Raw genomic sequence first — 21880 nt, 5'->3', positions numbered from 1 at the left:
ATTTTTTAAAATAGATAGTACCATCAAGTCATGAAGCAAGCAACAAATACAATTTTAATGGTTCGCCCAGTCAACTTTCGTATGAATGAGCAAACTGCCGTCAACAATTATTTCCAAGAAAATCTGGAAATGATGAATAATGAAATTAATAGCAAGGCGCAAAATGAATTTGATGCCTTCGCCAGTAAATTAAGGGAAAAAGGAGTAAATGTTGTGGTTGTGGAGGATACCTTAAATCCTGATACTCCTGATTCCATTTTTCCAAATAACTGGGTTTCTTTCCATGAGAACGGAAATGTTGGGATCTACCCAATGTTTGCTGAAAATAGAAGAAATGAGCGCCGTGATGATATTTTGGAAACTCTTGAAGAAAAGGGATTTTTGATAGAGAACATTGTTGATTATACGTCTGCTGAGGCCGAGGAATTGTATTTGGAAGGTACTGGGAGTATTATATTGGACCGCGAACATAAAAAGGCCTATTGTGCTTTATCTGCTCGTGCCGACGAAGAACTGTTCATAGAATTCTGTGAGGATTTTGAATACACCCCTGTAGTATTTACGGCTAATCAAACGGTAAATGGTGAGCGTTTGCCTATTTACCATACCAATGTTATGATGTGTATTGCAGATGCCTTTGCAGTGATCTGTTTGGATACCATTGATGACAAGAAAGAAAAGAAAAATGTTGTGGAGCATTTGAAGCAGGATGGTAAGGAGATTATTGCAATTACCGAAGCCCAGATGCACCAATTTGCAGGAAATATGTTGCAGGTAGAAGGTATGGGTGGCCAAGCATATCTGGTTATGAGTACTTCGGCTTTCAATAGTTTAACACCTGAACAGAGGAAAGCCATAGAAAAACATTGTCCCATAATCCATAGTTCTTTGGAAACCATAGAAACCTGTGGTGGTGGAAGTGCACGCTGTATGATGGCAGAGGTATTCCTTCCAAAAAAATAGGCAAAACTTAAATTTATCAAGCCTCTCTTTTATTGTGAAAGAGGGGCTTTTTTACTTTTTATGAGCTCCCTAAGGAAAATGATAATCATGGCCACCATAAAAAAGGCAAAAGGCAACGAGGTGATGATCAGTAGTTTCTGTACGGCGATCAACACATCAACCTCCGGTTTGGCATTCCCCAAAAGAATAATGGCCAACGCCCCAAAAAGAATAAAAACGGACCAAAGAAGACGGTGCATTTTACTGGGATCTTTTTTTCCCTTATCGCTGAACATACTCAATACAAAAACAGCAGAATCCACGGACGTCACCAAAAAGCTTATCAACAAAACAATGGTGGTCAGATTCAAAAAGGTAGCCAAGGGATAGTGTTCGAAAAACTTAAAAATAGAGGTGAAGACATTGCCAAACTCATTTTGGTAGGTTCCCCATTCCTCTATAAGTTGAAAAGCCGAACTACCAAATACAGAAAACCAAAAGAAGGTTCCGAGAGAGGGAATGATAAGCACTCCCAACAACAATTGACGTAAAGTCCTACCCTTGGAGATGCGTGCAATAAAAATACCGGTAAACGGAGCCCAGGCCAACCAGAAGGCCCAATAATAGAATGTCCAGTCCGTTAGGAATTCTATACCGGGATCGTAGGATCCCAAGGCAAGGCTCATAGGAATGAAGTCAATTAAATATTGTAGTGTAGCCTGTATAAAGGACCATAGTATATTGCCAATATCACTGGTTACGAAAATGAAAACCAAGAGTGCAAGGGTAATTAGGATATTCAATTTTGATAAGAGTTTAATCCCTTTGTTGACACCCATCCAAACTGAAATAAATGCGATACAGGAAATGACAATGGCCAAAATTAATGTGGTCGCAATTCCAAAATTTGCTTCAAATACATGGTTTAGACCACCATTGATCTGTGTGGTCCCTAGGCCTATGGCTGCTATGAGGCCAAATACGGTGGTAATGATCGTCATAACATCAATACCCATTCTCGCGGGCTTATAAGTGATGGTATCGTCTATGGTTGAACTCACCAATACCATTTTCTTTTTCACAAAAAGGGCGTAACCAACAACCATTGCAAACAGTCCATAAAATGCCCAGGCCGTTAAGCCCCATTGGTAGAACGTGAATTCCAAGGCCAAAATTTCGGGAGTGTTCGTAGAAGTGAATGGAGGGTTCTGTTGCATAAATACGGGTTCCTGAACTGCTCTCAAAAGTATACCGGCCCCCATTCCGGCGCTATAGAGCATGGCGGTCCATGCCCAAAGGGAATGCTCTGGTTTTTGATTCTTTTTTCCCAATTTTATTTGGCCTAAAGGGGAAAGCGCAACTCCTACCAACAACAGAACGCACCCCAAACCAAGATAGAGATAGAAATAGCCAAAATAGTTGCGTACCCAAATGGATACGACTTCTATGGTATTGTAAGATTCCTTAGTAAAACCATAAACGACAAGAGAGAGTAAAAATATGATCCCGATAGAGACGGAAAGGAGTATATTTTTCCTAATGAATTTAAGTATATCGATAGGGCAGAAGTTTAGGTTTTAGCAATATTGCGGATCATACCTCCAAATATAAAAAAATGTAACGGTACAATACTATACCAGTATAAGCGCCCTTTTAATCCTCTTGGTCTAAAAGTGGCCGTCTGGTGTAATTTATTTTGTTCGTCTATTCTAAATTCCAACCAAGCCTCTCCGGGTAATTTCATTTCCGCAAATAACAATAGTCTCTTATCCTTCTTATCGGCCACTAAAACCCTCCAAAAGTCTAGGGAATCCCCAGCATATATTCTATCAGGATGTGTACGCCCTCTTCTCAAGCCCACACCCCCTGTAAACTTGTCCAGTAAGCCCCTAATCTTCCACAGCCAATTGGCATAGTACCATCCATTTTCACCCCCAATTTTCCAGATGTTTTCCAATACCTTTTCGGGATTTTCAACATTTATCTGTTGGTGGTCTTTGAGAACCCCAAATTTTGGGACCTGAATGAATTTTTGCAAATTTTTGTTCATTCTCCCACTTACCATACTATCTTTCCAACTGCTGACGACCAAGTTCTGTTCTATTTTGACAAATGCCATTTCAATGGCCTCTTGATAAGTATGGGGCGTTATCCCCAGTATCTGTTGAAGGCGATCGTCCTTTGCCACAACTTCCATCTTCATACTATCTACCAGGTTCATAGCCAATTTATAGGAGGTGGAGGTTACAAAATATAACCAATAGGATGAAAGTTTTGGAGTCATTACCGGTACGGTATAGATAGCAATTTTAATCCCCCTGGCCTTTGCATATTGCTCTAACATAGATTTATAGGTGAGAACTTCGGGACCCCCAATATCAAAGGAGTCATTAAAGGTTTTTTTATTTCCTAATACCCCTGTCAAAAATTGAATAACATCCCTAATAGCGATCGGCTGGGTTTTGGTCAAAACCCATTTTGGTGTAATCATTATGGGTAGCTTTTCACATAGGTCCCTTATGATCTCAAAAGAAGAACTTCCAGACCCAACAATAATACCTGCTCTTAGTACCGTGAGGTTGTAACCTCCTTGGAACAAAATGTCTTCCACATTTTTTCGGGAACGCAGATGTTTGGACAGATCTTTGTCATTTACAATGCCGCTGAGATATATGACCTGCTCCACGTTGGTGTCCTTCATGTAGCGATTGAAGGTTTTTGCGGAGACAGCCTCTTTCTCATCAAAATCTGTAGTTGAAGAGCTCATGGAATGAATAAGATAGTATGCCGCATCTATATCGGTTGGCATCAAATTTGGTTTAAATTCGTCCAAAAAGTCAACCTCTACTATGCTGATCTTGGATAGCGTTTCGGCATCTATGGACAGCCGCTTTTGATCGCGTACGGCACAGACCACTTCATGCCCCTGGTCTAAAAGTTGTGGTAACAACCTCATACCTATATATCCATTGGCACCTGTAAGTAATATCTTCATAGCATCTAATTATTGGTGTAGACCTTCATTGATAATTTTCTCCTAAACTGGGGACGCTATAGTTGCCTAAAGATCTTCAATAGAGGTGGGAGCATTGTCCGCTTTATAATCCAAAATTTTACGGAAGTATTTTTGAATGGCCTTGGTATCTGATCTAACTTTGATAAAGTGATGGTCCCGGAAGATGGAATATACCGCAAAATCACCCTTGTAAATGGTGAGTTTGTAATAGGGGATTACCAGTGCAAAGGTTTCCAATAAAGAACGGAACCTGACAATTATTCCTTTGGGCCTCATCTCAATATTGCAAGTGTCCAAATTGTTGTCCAAGAGCAAAAGGTCTCTGATCCCAGGGCTCGATTCGGTAATAAACAATTTTGGGGAACCGATACCCTTTAAAGCAAAACGCTCTTTTAAGGTAAAAGGTTTACCTACTTCTTTATCTACTTTTCTTGTGATTTCTTTGTTGTTGTAGGATACGTTTACAAGCATGTTGATTTTAGCAATTTTTTATTTTAAGTTACTTTTCATAGTTACTTCTAAAGTTAAGGAAATCTTCAACTATAAAGGCTCGGTTGGTGATATAATCAGTGTGAAAGAATAAAAATGCGTAGTTTTGCAGCTTTAAAAGCCAAGATCTAATGAACATTCAAGAAGTCTTAACCCTAAAGGTAAAAGAAGCAGTTAACACTATTTATAAAGTGGATCTGCCTGAGGTGGAATTTCAACCTACCAGAAAAGATTTTGAAGGGGATATTACGGTTGTTATTTTCCCCATGTTACGCACGGTGAAGGGCAATCCAGTTCAAATTGGGGAGCAGATCGGTCAGTTTCTGAAGGATCATGTTGTAGAAGTAGAAGACTTTAATGTAGTAAAGGGGTTTTTGAATATTACAATTAGCTATAGCTATTATCTCAATTTCTTTAATGAAATTAAGGACGATCAGCATTTTGGTTATGTTGGGCAAAAAGAAGCAGATGCGGTGATGGTGGAATATTCATCGCCAAACACCAACAAACCGTTACATCTTGGACATATTAGAAACAACCTATTGGGCTATTCCGTTGCTGAAATCATAAAGGCATCTGGGAAAAAGGTATACAAAACCCAAATTATAAACGATAGGGGTATACATATATGTAAGAGCATGTTGGCATGGCAACGTTTTGGTCATGGTGAAACCCCGGAGAGTGCCCAATTAAAAGGGGATAAATTTGTAGGGAACTATTATGTTGCCTTTGATAAGGCCTATAAGGAAGAGATTGCAGCCATGGTTGCTGAGGGAGTGGATAAGAAAATCGCAGAAAAGGAAGCCCCAATACTTTTAGATGCACAAGAAATGCTCCGCAAATGGGAGTCAGGGGATGAGGAAGTGGTTGCACTTTGGCAAACCATGAACCAATGGGTATATAAAGGTTTTGAAGTAACCTATAGTAATCTAGGAGTAGATTTTGACCAATATTATTATGAAAGTGATACCTATCTGTTGGGGAAGGATGTGGTTGAAGACGGACTCAAAAAAGGAGTTTTTTACAGAAAAGAGGATAGCAGTGTTTGGATAGATCTTACCGATGAAGGGTTGGATGAAAAAATAGTACTGCGGTCAGACGGCACTGCCGTTTATATGACGCAAGATATAGGAACAGCTATTCAAAGGGTAAAGGACAACCCAGATGTTAAAGGGATGGTCTATACTGTAGGGAACGAGCAGGATTACCATTTTAAGGTCCTATTTCTTATTTTGAAGAAATTGGGATTTGATTGGGCCGAAAACCTGTACCACCTAAGTTATGGAATGGTGGACCTACCCAGTGGTAAAATGAAGAGTAGGGAGGGCACTGTAGTGGATGCGGACGACCTCATGGATGATATGACCAGAACCGCTGCAGAGATCTCGGAGGAATTGGGAAAATTGGAGGATTATTCTGAAGCAGAAAAACAAGAACTCTATAAAATCATTGGCTTAGGTGCCCTGAAATATTATATTTTAAAGGTAGATCCTAAAAAGCGTATTCTCTTCAATCCGGAGGAATCTGTAGATTTTCAGGGGAATACAGGGCCTTTTATACAATATACCTATGCAAGGATTCAATCTATTCTAAGAAAGGCTGTGGATACCAATGTATCTATTTCGGGCAAAGTAGAAACTTCTGAGATAGAACTTCATGAGAAGGAGAAAGAATTGTTGAAGCAATTGCAGATATATCCGGATACCATACAATTGGCAGCGACTAATTTCAGTCCGGCTTTAATTGCCAACTACACCTACGATCTTGTTAAGGGATTTAATTCCTTCTACCAGAATGTATCTATATTGGGAGAAGAAGATGAGCAAAAGAAAATGCTAAGGGTACAATTGGCCAAGAAAGTGGGGGATGTGATTCAATCGGCCTTTAAATTATTGGGAATAGAAGTACCTGAAAGGATGTAATCCATATTTTTCGGGAAGTACACCCAATTGGGATGTCAAAATAATTGGAAATTTTCGCAGTTGTCGTTGAGACCTAAGTAGGGATTCTAGTCTTTTTTTACAGGAGTATTAGGGGCTGTACAATAAGTTGGTCTAGATTAAAAGCTTACTCTAAAACTAACATTAGGCGTTATTCCCAAGGAAACACTCTCTATAGTTTGTATTTGGTTATCGTCGTTTAACCTGTAATAGGTGTTCAGAACATTTCTTTTGTTCAAAAGGTTAAGTATGGATGCGCCTACTGATGCCTTTACCTTATTGCCCATCTCAAAAGAATAGATGACAGAGGCATCCGCTCTTAGGTAGTCTGGAAGCCTACTGCTGTTGTTCTCTTGGTAATTGATGGTATTGGGAAAGGTTGTCCTGTCAATGGCATTGTCGCCTTCCTGAGGTTGCGTATAAGGTTTCCCGGTCCTGTAATTTAGGCCAATTCCCAATTTAAGTCCCTCGTAAGTATACGTACCTGCAAAAGTAACGGTGTGCCTTATGTCCAAATTGTTGGGGAATGTATTTGGGGTAATATCTTCAAATGTATAATTGTTGAGGTTGTAGGCGTAGCTCAACCAAGTGCTAAAGGTGTTTGTTTTTTTATTGATCAAAAATTCGACCCCTTTTACATCATATTTTCCAATCTCTCCATTGAATTGATTTTGGTTTTGGAAGCCTTGGGTTGAGGTGCTGATGCCGTTGACCTCCTTATAAAAACCTTGAAGCCCCACATACCAACTTTTGTCGTCGTATTTGAACCCAATCGATCCTTGTTTACTTTTGGTAATTGGCAGTTCATCGTTGTCGGATAAGATCCATCGGTTCTTTTCAATCCCTAAGAAGTTTTGTTCCAGATCTATAATCTGATTGGTGGCCTGATTTTTAAACTCCCCCAAAATCTCTCCATTGAAATGTTTGGTAAAGTTATAGGTCAGGCTTAATCGTGGTTCCAGGATCCACTCTTTGAAAGTGTTGAGGTTCTCCAAATAATTTAATCGACCCCCAATCCTACCATTAAACTTATTGTTCAAAGCATTATAATTGAGTTCCGAGAATACCGAATGTTGCCTGAGAACACCCTTGATGTTGCTTTTAAAAGCCGGTTGGGTCACATTGGTGAAATTGATGATCCCAACTTCCGTAAAAGCGTACCCATTGAGCATGCTGATGGTTTCCGAAAACTCATATCTGGTGTTCAGTTTTACAGCCGTTTCCAGCACCTGATTGTTTTGAAACAGTTGCTGATTGCCATTATCGGTACTATTTCTGGCATCTAAATTATATCTGGTATAGTACATATTTAGATCCGTGGAAAAATTAGACGTCCATGTACTTTCCAGATGACCTCCAAAGGAAATATTGTTTTGATCAAGGCCGCTTCGTGAAGATTGAGCGCTGTCCTTTGCCGTTTCCGTATATAAGAGATCGTTTTTGATATTGATAAAGCTCAGCCTTACTTTCTGTTTTTCATTGAGATCATAGAGTATTTTACCTGAGATGTCATAAAAATAAAAGTCCTCTTCCCTAATGATATCCGCATCCGTTGATTGGGAATTGTTGTCCTTAATTTTGGTATCCTGAAAAGCTTTGTCAAAAAATCTGCTATAGGTTGGGGTATTTAAAAAGTCGGTTACCGAACGTCTGGCAGAAACTTGAAATGCCAACTTTCTACTTAAAGGTACATGGGCATAAACATCGCCACTGATTAAGTTAAACCCTGCACCCCCAAAAAATGAATCATGGATGTTGTTCTGGGATTCCATATTGATAATACTACTGACACCGCCCCCATATTGGGCGCTGGTGCCGTTTTTGATGAGGGTCACCTTATCGGTGAGATAAGGGTTAAAGGCCGAGATCAATCCAAAAAAGTGGCCTGACTGGTACATTTTTATTCCATCCCATATGATCAAGTTTTGATCATTGGTACCGCCCCTTACGTTGATGTCGGATACCGTTTCATCAATACTTTTAATCCCCGGTAGGGCTTGTACGGTTTGCAGTATATCGGGCTCTATGAGTCCAGGGAGAATCCCAAAATCGTCTATGGTCAGTAAAATACTTCCATCCCTTTGTTGGCTTAACCCTGTGGTCAGTAGCTTAAATAGGATTACCTCGTCCAATTCTTCATAATTGGGTATCAATAATATTTGTTGACAGGGGGAAGGGTTTACCAATTCCTCGGCCCTAATGTATCTTGTTTTATATCCTAAGAACCGTATTCTCAAGGTGGCCTGTCTGGGGATATTCTCCAATTTAAAGGAACCTTCAAAATTGGTTACTATGGCAATACTGCTTCCCAATACTTCAATGGTAGCTCCGGGGATGGTGTTAGCTTCAAAATTATCGAGCACTTGGGCACAAATATCCACGGTGGTACTTTTGTATAGGGTATAGTAGCGGTCGCTCAGTTTCTTGACCTGTAACTGCGTATGGTTTTGGATGCCTGTTAATATTTCTGCTAGGTCGTTACTCTGTATTGGGGAGATCGATAAATCTTGGATATCCTCGTCTACATAAGAGAACTTAACATTAAAAGTGGCTTCCAAGGATTGGATATAATCTATGAGGGGTATAGAAACAACCTTGCTGTTTTGCGCCTTGGTCGCCAAGGTGAAAAACAGCAGGAGTAAAAATGTGGTATGTAGAATTTTATGGTGTTTCTTCAGCATAGAACACGACTTTATTCCCGTCCAGTTTTTTGAACTGGATATTGACAGGAACACTTATACTTTCTAACGCTAAATCTATATCTGTATTACTAAAAGTACCGGTAAATAATTGGGTGGTATCAATATCCTTTACTTCAACAGTTACATTGTATTGTCTTTCAAACTCGTCCAGCACATAGGAAAGCGGAATACTTTTAAAATTACTTTCGTTGTTCATCCAATACGGCAACGTGGTTGTTGGTGCAATGGTAGGTCTTACCTCCCCATTGATAGCCAAAAACGAAGATCCGGCAGGAACCTTGAATTCCTTGTTTTGGAAGGTTACACTTACAAGTCCTTCAAAACAGGTCACTTCAAAAAGTCCTTTTCTATTTTCAACGTTAAATTGGGTTCCCAATACTGCAACAGTGCCTTCAGGGGTGGTAACGGTAAATCGTTTTCCTTTGGCCACCTTAAAGAAAGCCTCTCCTTTTAAGGATACATTCCGTTTTTTGTCCCATTTCTTTTTGCTATAGGAAACTTCGGAATCGGCATTCAATACAATTTCAGAGGCATCGGGTAAAATTACTTCTGCGCGCTCTGCATATTGTGTTGAAATGGTTTCGTCCAGGGAATTCAAGTAAAAGATAGAAGCAACAGCAATAACGGCAATGGCGGCCGCAACCCGCATCAATTTTGTGAAGGGACGCAATTGGACAACCTTGGATTTGGACGATTCCCTCTTGTTCTTAAGGGACGCCCATACCTGATCAGCATCAAATTTAGGAGCCTCCAAAGTACTGGAAACCTCCTTTAACCTCTGATAAGAAGCATACTCGGCAGATTTTTTAAATTCTGCCAACTCCTCCTCAGAGAGTTCGTTATTGAGCCATTTTGCTAAGTAATTTTCTTGCATCTTACTGTTCTTTTCATAATTGTAACAACCAAAAAAATAAAAACCCTACTTTTTAATTGAAATATTTTATCTTTAAAAGGATAATGTATAACTGAAATGATAATTCAATTCATGTTAAAGCTATCCTACTTTAAACATTTTATTACGGACTCCTTAAATTCCTTCAATTTGTTCGCGCAATGTTTTTAATGCCAAATGCATCCGTTTTTCTATGGCCTTGACACTTACATTTTCCATTTCTGCTATTTCTGCATATTTCTTCCCATCTATCCTATTCAATAAAAACGTGGTGCGTTGGTTGTCTGGTAAACTGTTCAGAGCACGGTCCAATTTTTCCTGATATTGTTTTTCTTCCAACAAAAATTCTGGCGACTCATGGGAAACCTCCAAACTCTTATCGGCATACTTTAAACGGACCTTTTCGGCCTTTATCACATTAAGGTAAAGATTGTTGGCAACGGTATACACATAAGATTTTGCTTTCTCCGGTGCTACTTTGGCACAATTCTCCCAAAGTTTTATAAAAGCCTCTTGTACTGCATCATAGGCTTTTTCCTCATTTCCGAACTTATAATATATATAGTTAAAAACCGTTTTAGAATTGGTGTTAAAGAGGGCGCTATAGACCTCTTCTTTGCAAACGTTGTTTTTGTTGTCCGTATCCAAGCGTATTAATTTTTTTCAAAGATATTTTAAAAAAAATTAAAAAGTGGGTAGGGTTTTCTTTAAGTGGGTTGTTCTATAGTTATAACACCAAATTAAATCCAAACATTATGAAAAAGTTTTTTAGTTATCTAATGTATGCCGGCCTACTGGTATTTGCTATAAACTTCACCTCATGTCAAGATGAGTTTGAAGAATTGCCACAAGGAAATGATCAAGAGGCTATTGCAGCCAGTTCAGCTACTGCTAAGTTAGTGGAGCGTACATCTTCTAATGATGGTTCCTATGATAATATTGTTGATGGCTCCAGTTGTATTGCCATCCAATTTCCCTATACCGTAGAAGTGGCAGGAATTCAATTGACCATAGACTCCATAGCAGATCTGAGATTGATCGAAGAAATATTCGATTCTGTTGATGGGGATGAGGATTTCTTGGAAATTTTATTTCCTATTACCATTACCCTTGCGGATTATACCGAAGTGGTGATCAACAATAAAGAGGATCTACGTGAAATCGTTGCCGATTGTAAAGAAGGTGGCGAGGATGATGATATTGAATGTATAGATTTTGTATATCCAGTAAAACTGTACACCTTCAGTGCTAACCTACAACAAACGGGTAGTGTGGTAGTGAACAGTGATTTGGAATTAAGAAGATTCTTTAAAGGCTTGGATGATAATGACTTGGTAAGTTTCGATTTTCCTATTAGCCTCGCACTATATGATGGGACTGAAATAACAGTGAATAGTAATATTGAATTGGCCAATGCCATTGAGAATGCAAAGGATAAATGTGATGAGGATGATGACAATGATTATAACGATGACGACTTTAATAAGGAGCGATTGGATGAATTCTTAGTCTCTTGTCCTTTCTTGGTGCACGAAGTAAAAAGGGATGGTATTAACCAGACCGATCAATATTTCGAATATGTAATGAACTTTAAAGAAAATGGAACTGTAATTGTTAAGAATAGAACAGGTGCAGCCTTAGAAGGAACTTGGTCCACTAGGATTGGTGAAAATCGTGTTCTCTTGAAATTAGAGTTTGATGTCTTGGTAGATTTTACTTTGGAATGGTTTGTGTATGAGATTGAGGAAGGTAGAATTAAGCTATACTCTGGTGAGGGTAATAAGATCATCATGAAGAAAGCCTGTGATCTTGTAAATAATACGCCTGATACCTTAAGGGATATTCTAAAGGAATGTGGCTGGGTGATCAAAAAAGTAAAGAATAATGGAGAGGAAATAGATCGTTTGTTGGGTTACAAGTTCAGTTTTGGAGCCAATGCCGAAGTAACATTGAGCAATGGTGTAAACACTTCAACTGGATCTTGGGCCATCACTACCAACGCACAAGGACAATTGGTTATGGCAATTACCATGGGCGATGAGCCAGGTGTAAGCTTTGAATGGTTATTGAGAGATTTGACAAATAAGCGTCTGAAATTTGAAATTGAAGGTACGGCCTATGAGTTGATTTTGGAGCGTCACTGTAATGATAACAATGAAGATGGTGATGTGATGGAAATCAGAAATTATTTAATGGGAGGTGCCTGGAAAATAGCTAAGTATACTGTTAATGGTATCGATACCGCTGATACTTATGTCGATTTTGATTTCTTCTTCTCATCCAATAATGTAGCCAGTATTTCTGTTGATGCAGATCCTTTGGTAGACAATAGTTTATGGAGAATTATCCGAGATAGTGAAGGAAAACTAAGATGTTACCTGAACTACGGTGAAAACAATAATTTTATCGTGTTGTCCAATGATTGGAGAATACACGCTGTGAGTAGTACACGTATAGAATTGAGAAAAGAAAATACTGGAGGAACAGAGGATATCCTGGTCTTCGAGAAATAAGAACCACTTTTTTGCCCCAAATATTTTGAAAAGGGTGACTTCATAACGAAGTTGCCCTTTTTGCATTTATATTTTTAGGGTCAAACTTCCCACTTCCCATTGTTATTCTTAAATTTGCATTTCTTAATACTGCAAGACTATGTTTGATAATTTAAGCGAAAAGTTAGATAAGGCACTACACGTCCTCAAAGGGCATGGACAGATAACGGAAATAAATGTTGCTGAAACCCTCAAAGAGGTAAGACGGGCTTTGTTGGACGCCGATGTCAATTTTAAGATTGCAAAAGAATTTACCAATACCGTCAAGGAAAAGGCGTTGGGCCAAAATGTACTGACTTCCCTTCAGCCAGGGCAGTTGATGGTGAAATTGGTAAAGGATGAGCTGATAGAGCTTATGGGTGGTGAAACAGAGGGCATTGACCTTTCAGGGAACCCTTCTATAATCTTAATGTCGGGTCTACAGGGATCTGGTAAAACTACCTTTTCTGGAAAACTCGCCAATTTCTTAAAGACCAAAAAATCAAAGAATCCTTTGTTGGTTGCCTGTGATGTTTACCGTCCTGCGGCGATAGACCAGTTACATGTTGTAGGTGATCAATTGGGAATTCAAGTATACTCGGATAAAGGGAATAATGATCCCGTGGCGATTGCCAAGGCCGGTATTGCCCACGCGAAGGCAAACGGACACAATGTGGTCATCATAGATACCGCGGGTCGTTTGGCAGTTGATGAGGCCATGATGAAGGAAATTTCCAACATCCATAAGGCTATTGAACCTCAAGAAACTCTTTTTGTGGTAGATGCCATGACCGGTCAGGATGCAGTAAATACTGCCAAGGCCTTTAATGACATCCTTAATTTTGATGGGGTAATCCTTACCAAATTGGATGGTGATACCCGTGGTGGTGCCGCTATTTCAATTAAATCGGTGGTCGATAAGCCTATCAAATTTATTGGTACAGGAGAAAAAATGGATGCCATTGATGTATTCCATCCTTCCCGTATGGCAGATCGTATTCTGGGGATGGGAGATGTTGTTTCCTTGGTTGAGCGTGCACAAGAGCAGTTCGACGAAGAGGAAGCACGAAAGATCCAAAAGAAAATTGCCAAGAACACCTTTGGTTTTGATGATTTCTTGAGTCAGATTCAGCAAATAAAAAAGATGGGTAGCCTAAAGGATCTGATGGGGATGATCCCTGGAGCCGGTAAGGCGCTTAAAGGGTTGGATATAGATGATGATGCCTTCAAACATATTGAGGCCATCATACATTCTATGACCCCAGATGAACGTGCCAATCCTGCCGTATTGAACGCTAGCAGAAAAGTACGTGTAGCAAAAGGGAGTGGTAGAACGGTACAAGAGGTGAACCAACTATTGAAACAGTTCAACCAAATGAGCAAGATGATGAAGATGATGCAAGGCGGTGGCGGTAAAAAGATGATGCAGATGATGGGTGCCATGAAGGGGATGAAGTAATTGAACCTTGATTTAAAAACTAATACCTAAAAAAAATACTATGGAGCTATTGGACGGAAAGAAAGTTTCCAATCAGATTAAGGAGGAAATTGCCGTTGAGGTTTCCAAAATGAAGGAGCGTGGGGAGAAGGTTCCGCATCTGGCAGCAATTATCGTTGGTAATGATGGTGCCAGTTTAACCTATGTGGGAAGTAAGGTACGTTCTTGTGAAAAGGTAGGCTTCGAATCCACGTTGGTAAAAATGCCAAGTACCACTTCTGAACTTGAATTACTGAAAAAGATAGAGGAACTTAACGAAAATGACGATATCGACGGCTTTATCGTACAACTTCCATTACCTCCACAGATAGATACGCAAAAAGTATTGTTGGCCGTAGACCCAGATAAGGATGTGGACGGATTTCACCCTATGAATTTTGGGAAAATGGCATTGGATATGAGCACATTTATTCCAGCCACCCCTTTTGGGATCTTGGAATTATTGGAGCGTTATAATGTGGATACCAAAGGAAAGCATACCGTTGTCATTGGAAGAAGCCATATTGTTGGTCGCCCCATGAGTATTTTAATGGGCCGTAAAGGATGGCCAGGGAATTCCACGGTAACCTTGACCCATAGTCACACTAAAAATATCAACCAAATAACATCTCAGGCAGATATCATTATTTCGGCCCTTGGGGTTCCTAATTTCTTAAAGGCAGAAATGGTGAAGGATGATGTTGTGGTCATCGACGTGGGAATTACCCGTGTAACAGATGATACCAAGGAAAAAGGATATTATATTACTGGGGATGTGGATTTTGAAAACGTAAGCAAAAAAGCATCATTCATTACCCCCGTACCAGGTGGGGTAGGACCTATGACCATTGCTATGCTGCTAAAAAACACCTTATTGGCAAGGGAACGTCACAGAGGAAGAAAATAATATAACGACTTATGAATGCCCCAATTTATTGGGGCATTTTTGTTTCATAGCTTGCCCCTTGAACAGTGTCGTAGGGGTTTAACACATCAATATCATTACTGTCGTCATAATCACAACTGCTCATAGCGATGATGCTGCCAAACACCAAGAATACGGCTAATACTTTTTTCATAGACCAGAAATTTAGTAGGTATCAAAACCTAGTCCTCTTTAGGATATATAACGTTTAAAAACAATTTTTCTTATAACCAACAGGTATGCCATCCTTGAGCGGGAGAGGTACATTCAATACATTGTCCTTTGGTCCGAAGGATTGCTTATGGGGTTTGATTATAATTGGGAAATGAGTATCTTTTCTCTAAATATATCCATACCAAACCATGAAAAGAATTTTTCTCTTAATTGCCGTCATTTGCATGTCATCCTTTCAATCAAATAACGAGGTAGCCACTCCCATTGCCGTAACAATATCTTTTTCTGATGCCGTTGGAACGGAGAAAATGGACGGTAGGTTATTGTTGATGCTGGCAAACAATGACCAAACAGAACCGCGATTTCAAATTAATGATGGTCTCAAGGCCCAATTGATATATGGAAAAAATGTGGATGGAATGGCACCCAATGAAAAAGTAGTCTTCAACGGGGAGGACTTTGGTTTTCCGATTGTGAGTATGGCAGATATCCCACCAGGCGATTATTATGTACAAGCACTATTGCACAAGTATGAAACTTTCAATTTGGCTACGGGTCAGACCGTAAAATTGCCAATGGACGATGGGGAAGGCCAGCAATGGAACCGCTCACCGGGCAATATTTATAGCAAGCCCATAAAGGTTACCATCACCGAAAAAGGGATTCCGGATATAAATATTCAAATGGATCAGATCATTCCTCCAATAGAAGAGCCAGAGGACACGGAATGGATAAAGCACATCAAATTAAAATCCGAGAAACTCTCTGAATTTTGGGGGAAGGATATGTACTTGGGTGCCCATATATTGTTACCCAAAGGATTTGAGGAACACCCTGAGGCCAAGTATCCGTTGATGATCTTTCACGGGCACTTCCCGAGTGACTTTGGAGGTTTTAGCACCACGCCCCCAGATCCCAATATGAAACCAGAATATTCGGCTAGGTTCAATGTTGATGGGTATAATATTATACAGGAACAAGAAGCATATGACTTTTATAAGCGTTGGAACGAACCAGATTTTCCTCGTTTCATTATCATCCAAATTCAACATCCAACGCCTTATTATGACGATTCCTATGCGGTGAATTCAGCCAGTCAAGGCCCGTACGGGGACGCCATTACCTTTGAGCTGATTCCGCATATTGAAAAGAAGTTTAGGGGAATGGGCGAAGGCTGGTCCCGTTTTCTTTATGGCGGTTCTACGGGAGGTTGGGAGGCCTTGGCGGTACAGGTAAAGTATCCTGATGAATACAACGGGTGTTTTGCTGCTTGTCCAGACCCCATTGATTTCAGGGCCTATTGCCTAACCAATATCTATGAGGATACAAATGCCTATTACTATAACAGCAACTTCAAAAAATTGGAGGTACCTGCCCATCGCGATAACCTAGGCCAAATACAATCTACCTTGAGGGAAGGGAATCACCTGGAGCTGGTCTTAGGGGATAAGTCAAGGTCTGGACAGCAATGGGACATATGGGAGGCAACGTATTCCCCACAAGGGGAAGATGGATATCCAGTTCGCTTATGGGATAAAATGAGTGGGGATATTAATGCAGATGTGGCCAAATACTGGCAGGAAAACTATGACCTTCGTTATATTATGGAACGCGATTGGGACAAATTGGGAGATAAATTGAAGGGGAAAATCCATATCTATTGTGGAGATATGGACAATTACTATTTGAACAATGCAGTGTATCTGATGGAGGACTTTTTAGAAAGTACCACAGATCCTTATTATGAGGGGGAAGTAGCTTATGGAGATAGGGCGGAGCATTGTTGGAATGGGGACCCGGACCAGCCCAATTATATTAGCCGTTTGCGGTACAATACCATGTATGTGCCCAAAATAATGAAACGTATTGCTGAGAGCGCTCCAAAAGGGGCCGATCTGACCAGCTGGCGTTATTAATAATGAGATAATAAATATCCAATGATTCGCATAATTAAAACCGATGCCTCCCAGCCCGACTTTAAAAAGCTTGTGGCTTTTCTGGATGTTGATTTGGCGGAAAGGGACGGGGAAGATCATTCGTTTTATGATCAATACAATAAGCTGCATCTTATAAAATATGCATTGGTCGCCTATGAAAAGGATCTACCAGTAGCCTGTGGGGCCATTAAGGAATTTGAGCCAAATGTCATGGAAGTAAAACGGATGTACGTGACTCCGGAAAAAAGAGGTAAAGGGATTGCTACCAAGGTCTTGTCCTCTTTGGAAGATTGGGCACGGGAATTGGGCTACCAAAAATGTGTTTTGGAAACGGGAAAAAGACAACCAGAGGCAATAGCCCTCTATACCAAGAATGGATATAAAATCATTCCCAATTACGGACAGTATGCGGGAATTGAAAACAGTATGTGTTTTGAAAAATTCCTGTAAGGCTGATTATATAAAAAGCTGTAGCTAGTCGAAGGTAAATTCAGGCTATTTGGCAAATAACTGCCCCATATCCTTAAAAGATTTAAACTCCAAAGCGTTGCCTGCCGGATCATAGAAAAACATGGTCGCCTGTTCGCCTACTTGGCCTGCGAACCTGATATAAGGCTCAATTACAAACTCAACTTTTTTGGATTTTAAATCCTCAGCAAAATTCTCAAACTGGTCCCAATCCAAAACCACCCCATAATGAGGCACAGGAACGTCCTTGCCGTCTACGGGATTGGTATGCAATGATTCCTCTTTAGATTTGGGCTTGTAATGTATCACCAACTGATGGCCAAAAAGGCTAAAATCTACCCAATGGTCACTACTTCGGCCTTCTTCACAATTCAGGATATCCCTGTAAAAGGTTCTGCATTCATCTAGGTTATGAACGGGAATGGCAATGTGAAATGGGTTTACTTTGGACATAGCGACTATTTTTGATAAAAATAAATGATTTTTATGACTTGAGGAAGTCAATAATTTTTTGGTTCACCTCTTCTTGATGAAGGGAATGCCCTAAACCTGAGGTTTTAAAAAGAGAACTGTTTTTCCATTGGCCATGGATTTTTTCGGCCGCGGAAAAGGGGGCTATCAGGTCAAGTTCATCATGAACGATAAATCCTTTCTGTGCAATACTTTCCGAAAATCTGGCCGCAGAAAAGTGTTGTACTTCTATCTCGTATTGTTCTTTTATATATGTTTCCAGTCCCGAAAGAACGGTGTCGTTAAAGCTCAACAAATTTTGGTAGTGGTCCATCATTTCCGAAAGTTCGGAAGGGGAACCTAAGGATACCAGTTTTTTTATCCCGGGATTGGGGTACTTGTATTGGTTGTAAATTGTGGTCATCCCGCCCATGGAATGCCCGATGATGTGGGAAGGCTTATAATTGCTAATAACTACATTGGCACACTCGGTATAAAGGGGCACATTCAAAATATTGCCAGAAGAATTTCCATGACCAGGTGCATCAAGGGCAATGATATTATAATTATCTTCCTGTAATTTTTCAATCAGTATTTTCCATCGGAAAACATTGCTTTCCCAGCCGTGGAGCAAAAGCACAGTTTCGTTTGTGCCGGACCATTTGTACGTCTGAATATCGGTATTGGCCGCATTAATTATTTGGTGCTTTGCGCTGTCCAAATATTCTTTTTGGTGGGGCAAAACCTTGCCTTTTCTTGGCGTACAGTAAAGCATAAAAGCCTTTTCTGCGGCTTTTCTTTTGGAAACAAAGGATAAGGCATTAAAATACTGTCCGTAGGCAAGGGCCAAATATTTATAGATTAATTTTTCCATAGTTTCCACTTGTACTGCTATTCCTCCCTATTTACGCTTTCCATGGAAAATGCCGGGAGACAAACCGCGATGTATTCACAAGGAACATCAAAAGGATTGGAATATTGAATACGGGTATTTTTTTCAATTTTTATGGACTGTCCCGCTTCAAGGATCACCTGCTCCCCATCTATGATAAATTGTTTCTTTCCCCTGATGACATAGGTGTACTCATCAAATTCTGGGGTTTGGAAAGGTTCACTCCATCCTGGAGGGGCTACCATATGGGCAATACTCACTTGGGAATTGCCATCGGTGGCTCTTCCAAAATGTTCTTCTATTAGCTTCCCGTCGGTAGTGGGGACCACAAAAGGGGCTTTTTGTACCGTGTATTTTTTCATTACGTATTTTGTTGGTTCACCTCTCGAGATGGCATTCATGGTAGATGGAATTAATCCCAACCAACCATAATATATTTTATTTTGGCCACATCCGGGATCTGTACAGCTTCAATGTCACCTGCATAGGCATAGCGCAGACTTTCTGGCAATTCCTCTTTGTCTATGGTGATGTACATATCGCTATCACTTAAAAAGATGACCACATTATTCATGGAGGTCACAATCTTATCAATGGTATAGTTGTCCTTGATGTCCTTAAAGGTGCTAAGAAGACTAACCCCTTTATCGGATACAAAACGAGGATCGTAAATTCTAATATTCTCAATGGTAGGAATACTGTCCGTAGTGGGCGTCAGCGTCAATAAATGGACCCCGCCTTTTTCGAAGACCTGAATCTTTTCTTGGGTTGAGGTTAATTTGGAAACGTTTGTGTCCAATACAATGGAGTCTTTTTCATAAAGTGCTTCTAAGTCGGACACCTTAGTGGTTCGGCTTATTTTGCCAACGTTATCTTTGGTGATTAAAAATTCCTTATCTGCTTTTTGACATTGTATAAAGGTCATGGCAACTAGGGCCAAGGCAAAAATATTCTTGTTTTTCATAGGTTGTTTAACGCATTACTTTCTTTAGCACTCCTAAAACACCTCTAATAAATGTAGCACTGGTAAGTACTTTAATTACAGGGTTTTGTCTTGTGCTTGTTCTTCTTCTGGTAGATCTTCTGCTAACAGTTTCTTTTTCTTCTTTTTCTTTTGCCTTTTCAGCTGCTATTTCGGCCTTTTCAATTTTCTCGTTCAATATTTCATAGGCACTTTCGCGGTCTACAATATCGTTGTATTTTTTCACCAATTTGGAATTGTCTACGATAGATTTAAGTTCACTATCCGTAAGCACATCCATACGGCTCATGGGTGCCCGTAACATGGTTGCGGCCAAGGGCGTAGGTCTACCTTTTTCATCCAAGGCAGAAATCAAAGCCTCTCCAATACCTAAAGAGGTCAATACTTCCTTGGTGTCATAGAATTCGGAATCGGGATAGTTTTCGGCAGTCAATTTAATTGCCTTTCTGTCTTTGGCAGTGAAGGCTCTCAAAGCATGCTGTACTTTAAGTCCCAATTGTGCCAAGACATCATCGGGCACATCGGTTGGGTTTTGGGTCACAAAATAGAGACCAATTCCTTTGGAACGTATTAATTTTACAATACTTTCAATCTGGTCCATCAGCGCTTTTGACGCTTCTTTGAAAATTAAATGGGCCTCATCAATAAACAGAATCAATTCTGGCCTATCACTGTCCCCTTGCTCAGGAAAGGTTGAATATATTTCGGCCAAAAGACTCAACATAAAAGTGGAGAATAATTTTGGTCGGTCTTGGATATCCGTAAGGCGAAGGATATTGATATAACCCCTGCCGTCTTCATTGATGCGTACAAGATCCTCTACATCAAAAGATTTCTCTCCAAAGAACAATTCGGCCCCTTGCTGCTCCAATTCAATGATCTTTCGTAAGATGGTCCCAGTAGAGCTGGTGGAAATCCTACCATAACTGTCTTGAAACTCCTTTTTACCTTCCCCAGTTGCGTATTGTAATACTTTTTTAAAGTCCTTTAAATCTAAAAGGGGCATTTTGTTATCGTCACAATATTTAAATACCACGGCGACGATACCTTCTTGGGTTTCTGATAGGTCCAAGATCCTAGATAGGAGGACAGGCCCAAATTCGGAAACCGTTGCCCTCAATTTTACCCCTCCCTGTTCTGAAAGAGATAGGATTTCCACAGGAAAACCTTTGGCTTCGAAAGGGATCCCAATTTTAGCATGGCGCTCATCAATTTTTGGATGTCCCGGGCTGGGCTGGGCAAGACCGCTCAAATCTCCTTTTAGGTCCATTAAGAGTACCGGAATACCTTTGTCCGATAAATTTTCTGCTATAACCTGTAATGTCTTTGTTTTTCCTGTTCCTGTTGCTCCGGCAATCAATCCATGCCTGTTCAAGGTTTTTAATGGGATCTTTACAAAAGCGTTGGTTACGGTTTCACCATCCAAAATGGCAGAACCCATGGTGATAAAGTCTCCTTTGGTGGTATATCCCTCCTCAATGTGGGCAAAGAATTGGTCTTTGGTACTCATGTGGTATATTTTTGATAAAAATAGGCTAATTTTAATGAACATAAAAGGGTGCTACCGCCAATATGGTAGCCAATTAAGCACTTTGCATTATGAAAAATAGATTATATCTACTTATCGCCTTTACATTGGTCTTAGTAACAACACTAAATGCCCAAGAGGAATCTTCCCTAGTTTTCCATGCGTCACATGAAGAGAAAAGGCAATCCGCCCCTTATAGCGATGCCGTAGCCGTGGGAAAGATGTACTTTTTGACCGGTCAGATAGGAATGGACCATAGCACGAGGACTTTGGTTACAGGAGGTATTAAAGCCGAAACGGAGCAGGTCATTAAAAATATTGCTGCAGTTTTGGAACACCATGGAATGAATTTGGACCGAGTGGTAAAATGTACGGTGATCCTCAGTAATATTGAGGATTTTGCGGCCTTTAATGAAGTATATGTCCAATACTTTACCAAAAAACCAGCACGAACTACCTTTGCCGCCAGTGGATTGGCCGCCAATGCCAAAATAGAAATAGAGGTAGTAGCGGTTAAAGAATAATTGAAAAGGCT

At 40.1% G+C, this 21880-nt stretch carries 20 protein-coding genes; 8 read left to right on the top strand and 12 right to left on the bottom strand.

Features of this window, described 5'->3' with window-relative positions; translation table 11 throughout:
- Positions 1–30 precede the first annotated feature (30 nt).
- On the top strand, positions 31–963 hold the full coding sequence (ctlX, locus tag ABXZ32_RS03140; RefSeq protein WP_354617225.1) for a citrulline utilization hydrolase CtlX: 933 nt from the start codon (positions 31–33) through the stop codon (positions 961–963).
- A 29-nt stretch (positions 964–992) separates the two neighbouring features.
- Here ctlX and ABXZ32_RS03135 read toward each other — a convergent pair whose 3' ends face one another.
- From ABXZ32_RS03135 to ABXZ32_RS03125, 3 genes are all read right to left on the bottom strand, one after another.
- Positions 993–2453, bottom strand: coding sequence for a BCCT family transporter (locus ABXZ32_RS03135; RefSeq protein ID WP_354617311.1), 1461 nt, complete (start codon positions 2451–2453; stop codon positions 993–995).
- Positions 2454–2512: 59 nt separating this feature from the next.
- Entirely contained in the window at positions 2513–3937 is a 1425-nt protein-coding gene (locus ABXZ32_RS03130; protein ID WP_354617224.1) for an SDR family oxidoreductase, read from the bottom strand.
- A 66-nt stretch (positions 3938–4003) separates the two neighbouring features.
- Positions 4004–4429: a hypothetical protein gene (locus tag ABXZ32_RS03125; RefSeq protein WP_354617223.1), complete on the bottom strand. Its 426-nt coding sequence runs from the start codon at positions 4427–4429 to the stop codon at positions 4004–4006.
- Positions 4430–4578: 149 nt separating this feature from the next.
- Here ABXZ32_RS03125 and argS point away from each other — a divergent pair, with 149 nt between their 5' ends.
- Positions 4579–6369, top strand: a complete 1791-nt coding sequence (gene argS / locus ABXZ32_RS03120) for an arginine--tRNA ligase (protein WP_354617222.1) — start codon at positions 4579–4581, stop codon at positions 6367–6369.
- 137 nt (positions 6370–6506) lie between these two features.
- Here the strand turns inward: argS and ABXZ32_RS03115 are convergent, their stop codons facing one another.
- The 3 genes from ABXZ32_RS03115 to ABXZ32_RS03105 form a co-directional block, all read right to left on the bottom strand.
- The gene (locus tag ABXZ32_RS03115; protein WP_354617221.1) at positions 6507–9068 is read right to left on the bottom strand and encodes a TonB-dependent receptor; all 2562 of its coding nucleotides are present in this window, start codon (positions 9066–9068) and stop codon (positions 6507–6509) included.
- Positions 9049–9963 (bottom strand): FecR family protein, encoded by a 915-nt coding sequence (locus ABXZ32_RS03110; protein ID WP_354617220.1) that lies wholly within the window; start codon positions 9961–9963, stop codon positions 9049–9051. The genes ABXZ32_RS03115 and ABXZ32_RS03110 overlap by 20 nt, the downstream gene beginning before the upstream one ends.
- Before the next feature lie 153 nt (positions 9964–10116).
- Positions 10117–10629 carry an RNA polymerase sigma factor gene (locus ABXZ32_RS03105; protein ID WP_354617219.1) on the bottom strand — a complete coding sequence of 171 codons (513 nt, stop codon included), beginning with the start codon at positions 10627–10629 and terminating at the stop codon, positions 10117–10119.
- A 107-nt stretch (positions 10630–10736) separates the two neighbouring features.
- On the opposite strand from ABXZ32_RS03105, the gene ABXZ32_RS03100 reads away from it, so the two are divergent.
- The 3 genes from ABXZ32_RS03100 (at position 10737) to ABXZ32_RS03090 (ending at position 14896) form a co-directional block, all read left to right on the top strand.
- Positions 10737–12494, top strand: a complete 1758-nt coding sequence (locus tag ABXZ32_RS03100) for a hypothetical protein (protein WP_354617218.1) — start codon at positions 10737–10739, stop codon at positions 12492–12494.
- A 139-nt stretch (positions 12495–12633) separates the two neighbouring features.
- Positions 12634–13971 carry a signal recognition particle protein gene (gene ffh, locus ABXZ32_RS03095; RefSeq protein ID WP_354617217.1) on the top strand — a complete coding sequence of 446 codons (1338 nt, stop codon included), beginning with the start codon at positions 12634–12636 and terminating at the stop codon, positions 13969–13971.
- A gap of 40 nt (positions 13972–14011) precedes the next feature.
- Positions 14012–14896 (top strand): bifunctional 5,10-methylenetetrahydrofolate dehydrogenase/5,10-methenyltetrahydrofolate cyclohydrolase, encoded by an 885-nt coding sequence (locus ABXZ32_RS03090; protein ID WP_354617216.1) that lies wholly within the window; start codon positions 14012–14014, stop codon positions 14894–14896.
- A gap of 25 nt (positions 14897–14921) precedes the next feature.
- On the opposite strand, the gene ABXZ32_RS03085 is transcribed toward ABXZ32_RS03090, so the two are convergent.
- Positions 14922–15068 carry a hypothetical protein gene (locus tag ABXZ32_RS03085; RefSeq protein ID WP_354617215.1) on the bottom strand — a complete coding sequence of 49 codons (147 nt, stop codon included), beginning with the start codon at positions 15066–15068 and terminating at the stop codon, positions 14922–14924.
- Between the two features lie 208 nt (positions 15069–15276).
- On the opposite strand from ABXZ32_RS03085, the gene ABXZ32_RS03080 reads away from it, so the two are divergent.
- Together ABXZ32_RS03080 and ABXZ32_RS03075 are read left to right on the top strand one after the other, a co-directional pair.
- Complete coding sequence (locus ABXZ32_RS03080; protein WP_354617214.1) at positions 15277–17004, top strand: alpha/beta hydrolase-fold protein; 1728 nt, start codon at positions 15277–15279, stop codon at positions 17002–17004.
- A 21-nt stretch (positions 17005–17025) separates the two neighbouring features.
- Positions 17026–17475: a GNAT family N-acetyltransferase gene (locus ABXZ32_RS03075; RefSeq protein WP_354617213.1), complete on the top strand. Its 450-nt coding sequence runs from the start codon at positions 17026–17028 to the stop codon at positions 17473–17475.
- Between the two features lie 45 nt (positions 17476–17520).
- Here ABXZ32_RS03075 and ABXZ32_RS03070 read toward each other — a convergent pair whose 3' ends face one another.
- Genes ABXZ32_RS03070 through ABXZ32_RS03050 form a run of 5 tightly spaced genes read right to left on the bottom strand, consistent with a single transcriptional unit; the run spans position 17521 to position 21327 of the window.
- Positions 17521–17946, bottom strand: coding sequence for a VOC family protein (locus ABXZ32_RS03070; RefSeq protein ID WP_354617212.1), 426 nt, complete (start codon positions 17944–17946; stop codon positions 17521–17523).
- 31 nt (positions 17947–17977) lie between these two features.
- Complete coding sequence (locus ABXZ32_RS03065; RefSeq protein WP_354617211.1) at positions 17978–18817, bottom strand: alpha/beta fold hydrolase; 840 nt, start codon at positions 18815–18817, stop codon at positions 17978–17980.
- A 17-nt stretch (positions 18818–18834) separates the two neighbouring features.
- Positions 18835–19197 carry a cupin domain-containing protein gene (locus tag ABXZ32_RS03060; RefSeq protein WP_354617310.1) on the bottom strand — a complete coding sequence of 121 codons (363 nt, stop codon included), beginning with the start codon at positions 19195–19197 and terminating at the stop codon, positions 18835–18837.
- 50 nt (positions 19198–19247) lie between these two features.
- Positions 19248–19799, bottom strand: a complete 552-nt coding sequence (locus ABXZ32_RS03055) for a hypothetical protein (RefSeq protein ID WP_354617210.1) — start codon at positions 19797–19799, stop codon at positions 19248–19250.
- Positions 19800–19806: 7 nt separating this feature from the next.
- Entirely contained in the window at positions 19807–21327 is a 1521-nt protein-coding gene (locus tag ABXZ32_RS03050; protein ID WP_354617209.1) for a helicase HerA-like domain-containing protein, read from the bottom strand.
- Positions 21328–21416: 89 nt separating this feature from the next.
- Between ABXZ32_RS03050 and ABXZ32_RS03045 the strand changes: the two genes are divergently transcribed.
- Complete coding sequence (locus tag ABXZ32_RS03045; RefSeq protein WP_354617208.1) at positions 21417–21869, top strand: Rid family detoxifying hydrolase; 453 nt, start codon at positions 21417–21419, stop codon at positions 21867–21869.
- Positions 21870–21880 lie beyond the last annotated feature (11 nt).

This window comes from Sediminicola luteus, assembly GCF_040566555.1.
Classification (GTDB): Bacteria; Bacteroidota; Bacteroidia; order Flavobacteriales; family Flavobacteriaceae; genus Sediminicola.
This window is presented reverse-complemented; position numbering and strand designations above follow the sequence as displayed.

Bases quoted from the DNA above. Each gene is read 5' to 3' on its own strand.
- ctlX (WP_354617225.1), top strand. From the start codon at position 31: ATGAAGCAAGCAACAAATACAATTTTAATGGTTCGCCCAGTCAACTTT.
- ABXZ32_RS03130 (WP_354617224.1), bottom strand. From the start codon at position 3,937: ATGAAGATATTACTTACAGGTGCCAATGGATATATAGGTATGAGGTTG.
- ABXZ32_RS03125 (WP_354617223.1), bottom strand. From the start codon at position 4,429: ATGCTTGTAAACGTATCCTACAACAACAAAGAAATCACAAGAAAAGTA.
- argS (WP_354617222.1), top strand. From the start codon at position 4,579: ATGAACATTCAAGAAGTCTTAACCCTAAAGGTAAAAGAAGCAGTTAAC.
- ABXZ32_RS03115 (WP_354617221.1), bottom strand. From the start codon at position 9,068: ATGCTGAAGAAACACCATAAAATTCTACATACCACATTTTTACTCCTG.
- ABXZ32_RS03110 (WP_354617220.1), bottom strand. From the start codon at position 9,963: ATGCAAGAAAATTACTTAGCAAAATGGCTCAATAACGAACTCTCTGAG.
- ABXZ32_RS03100 (WP_354617218.1), top strand. From the start codon at position 10,737: ATGAAAAAGTTTTTTAGTTATCTAATGTATGCCGGCCTACTGGTATTT.
- ffh (WP_354617217.1), top strand. From the start codon at position 12,634: ATGTTTGATAATTTAAGCGAAAAGTTAGATAAGGCACTACACGTCCTC.
- ABXZ32_RS03090 (WP_354617216.1), top strand. From the start codon at position 14,012: ATGGAGCTATTGGACGGAAAGAAAGTTTCCAATCAGATTAAGGAGGAA.
- ABXZ32_RS03085 (WP_354617215.1), bottom strand. From the start codon at position 15,068: ATGAAAAAAGTATTAGCCGTATTCTTGGTGTTTGGCAGCATCATCGCT.
- ABXZ32_RS03080 (WP_354617214.1), top strand. From the start codon at position 15,277: ATGAAAAGAATTTTTCTCTTAATTGCCGTCATTTGCATGTCATCCTTT.
- ABXZ32_RS03075 (WP_354617213.1), top strand. From the start codon at position 17,026: ATGATTCGCATAATTAAAACCGATGCCTCCCAGCCCGACTTTAAAAAG.
- ABXZ32_RS03070 (WP_354617212.1), bottom strand. From the start codon at position 17,946: ATGTCCAAAGTAAACCCATTTCACATTGCCATTCCCGTTCATAACCTA.
- ABXZ32_RS03065 (WP_354617211.1), bottom strand. From the start codon at position 18,817: ATGGAAAAATTAATCTATAAATATTTGGCCCTTGCCTACGGACAGTAT.
- ABXZ32_RS03060 (WP_354617310.1), bottom strand. From the start codon at position 19,197: ATGAAAAAATACACGGTACAAAAAGCCCCTTTTGTGGTCCCCACTACC.
- ABXZ32_RS03055 (WP_354617210.1), bottom strand. From the start codon at position 19,799: ATGAAAAACAAGAATATTTTTGCCTTGGCCCTAGTTGCCATGACCTTT.
- ABXZ32_RS03050 (WP_354617209.1), bottom strand. From the start codon at position 21,327: ATGAGTACCAAAGACCAATTCTTTGCCCACATTGAGGAGGGATATACC.
- ABXZ32_RS03045 (WP_354617208.1), top strand. From the start codon at position 21,417: ATGAAAAATAGATTATATCTACTTATCGCCTTTACATTGGTCTTAGTA.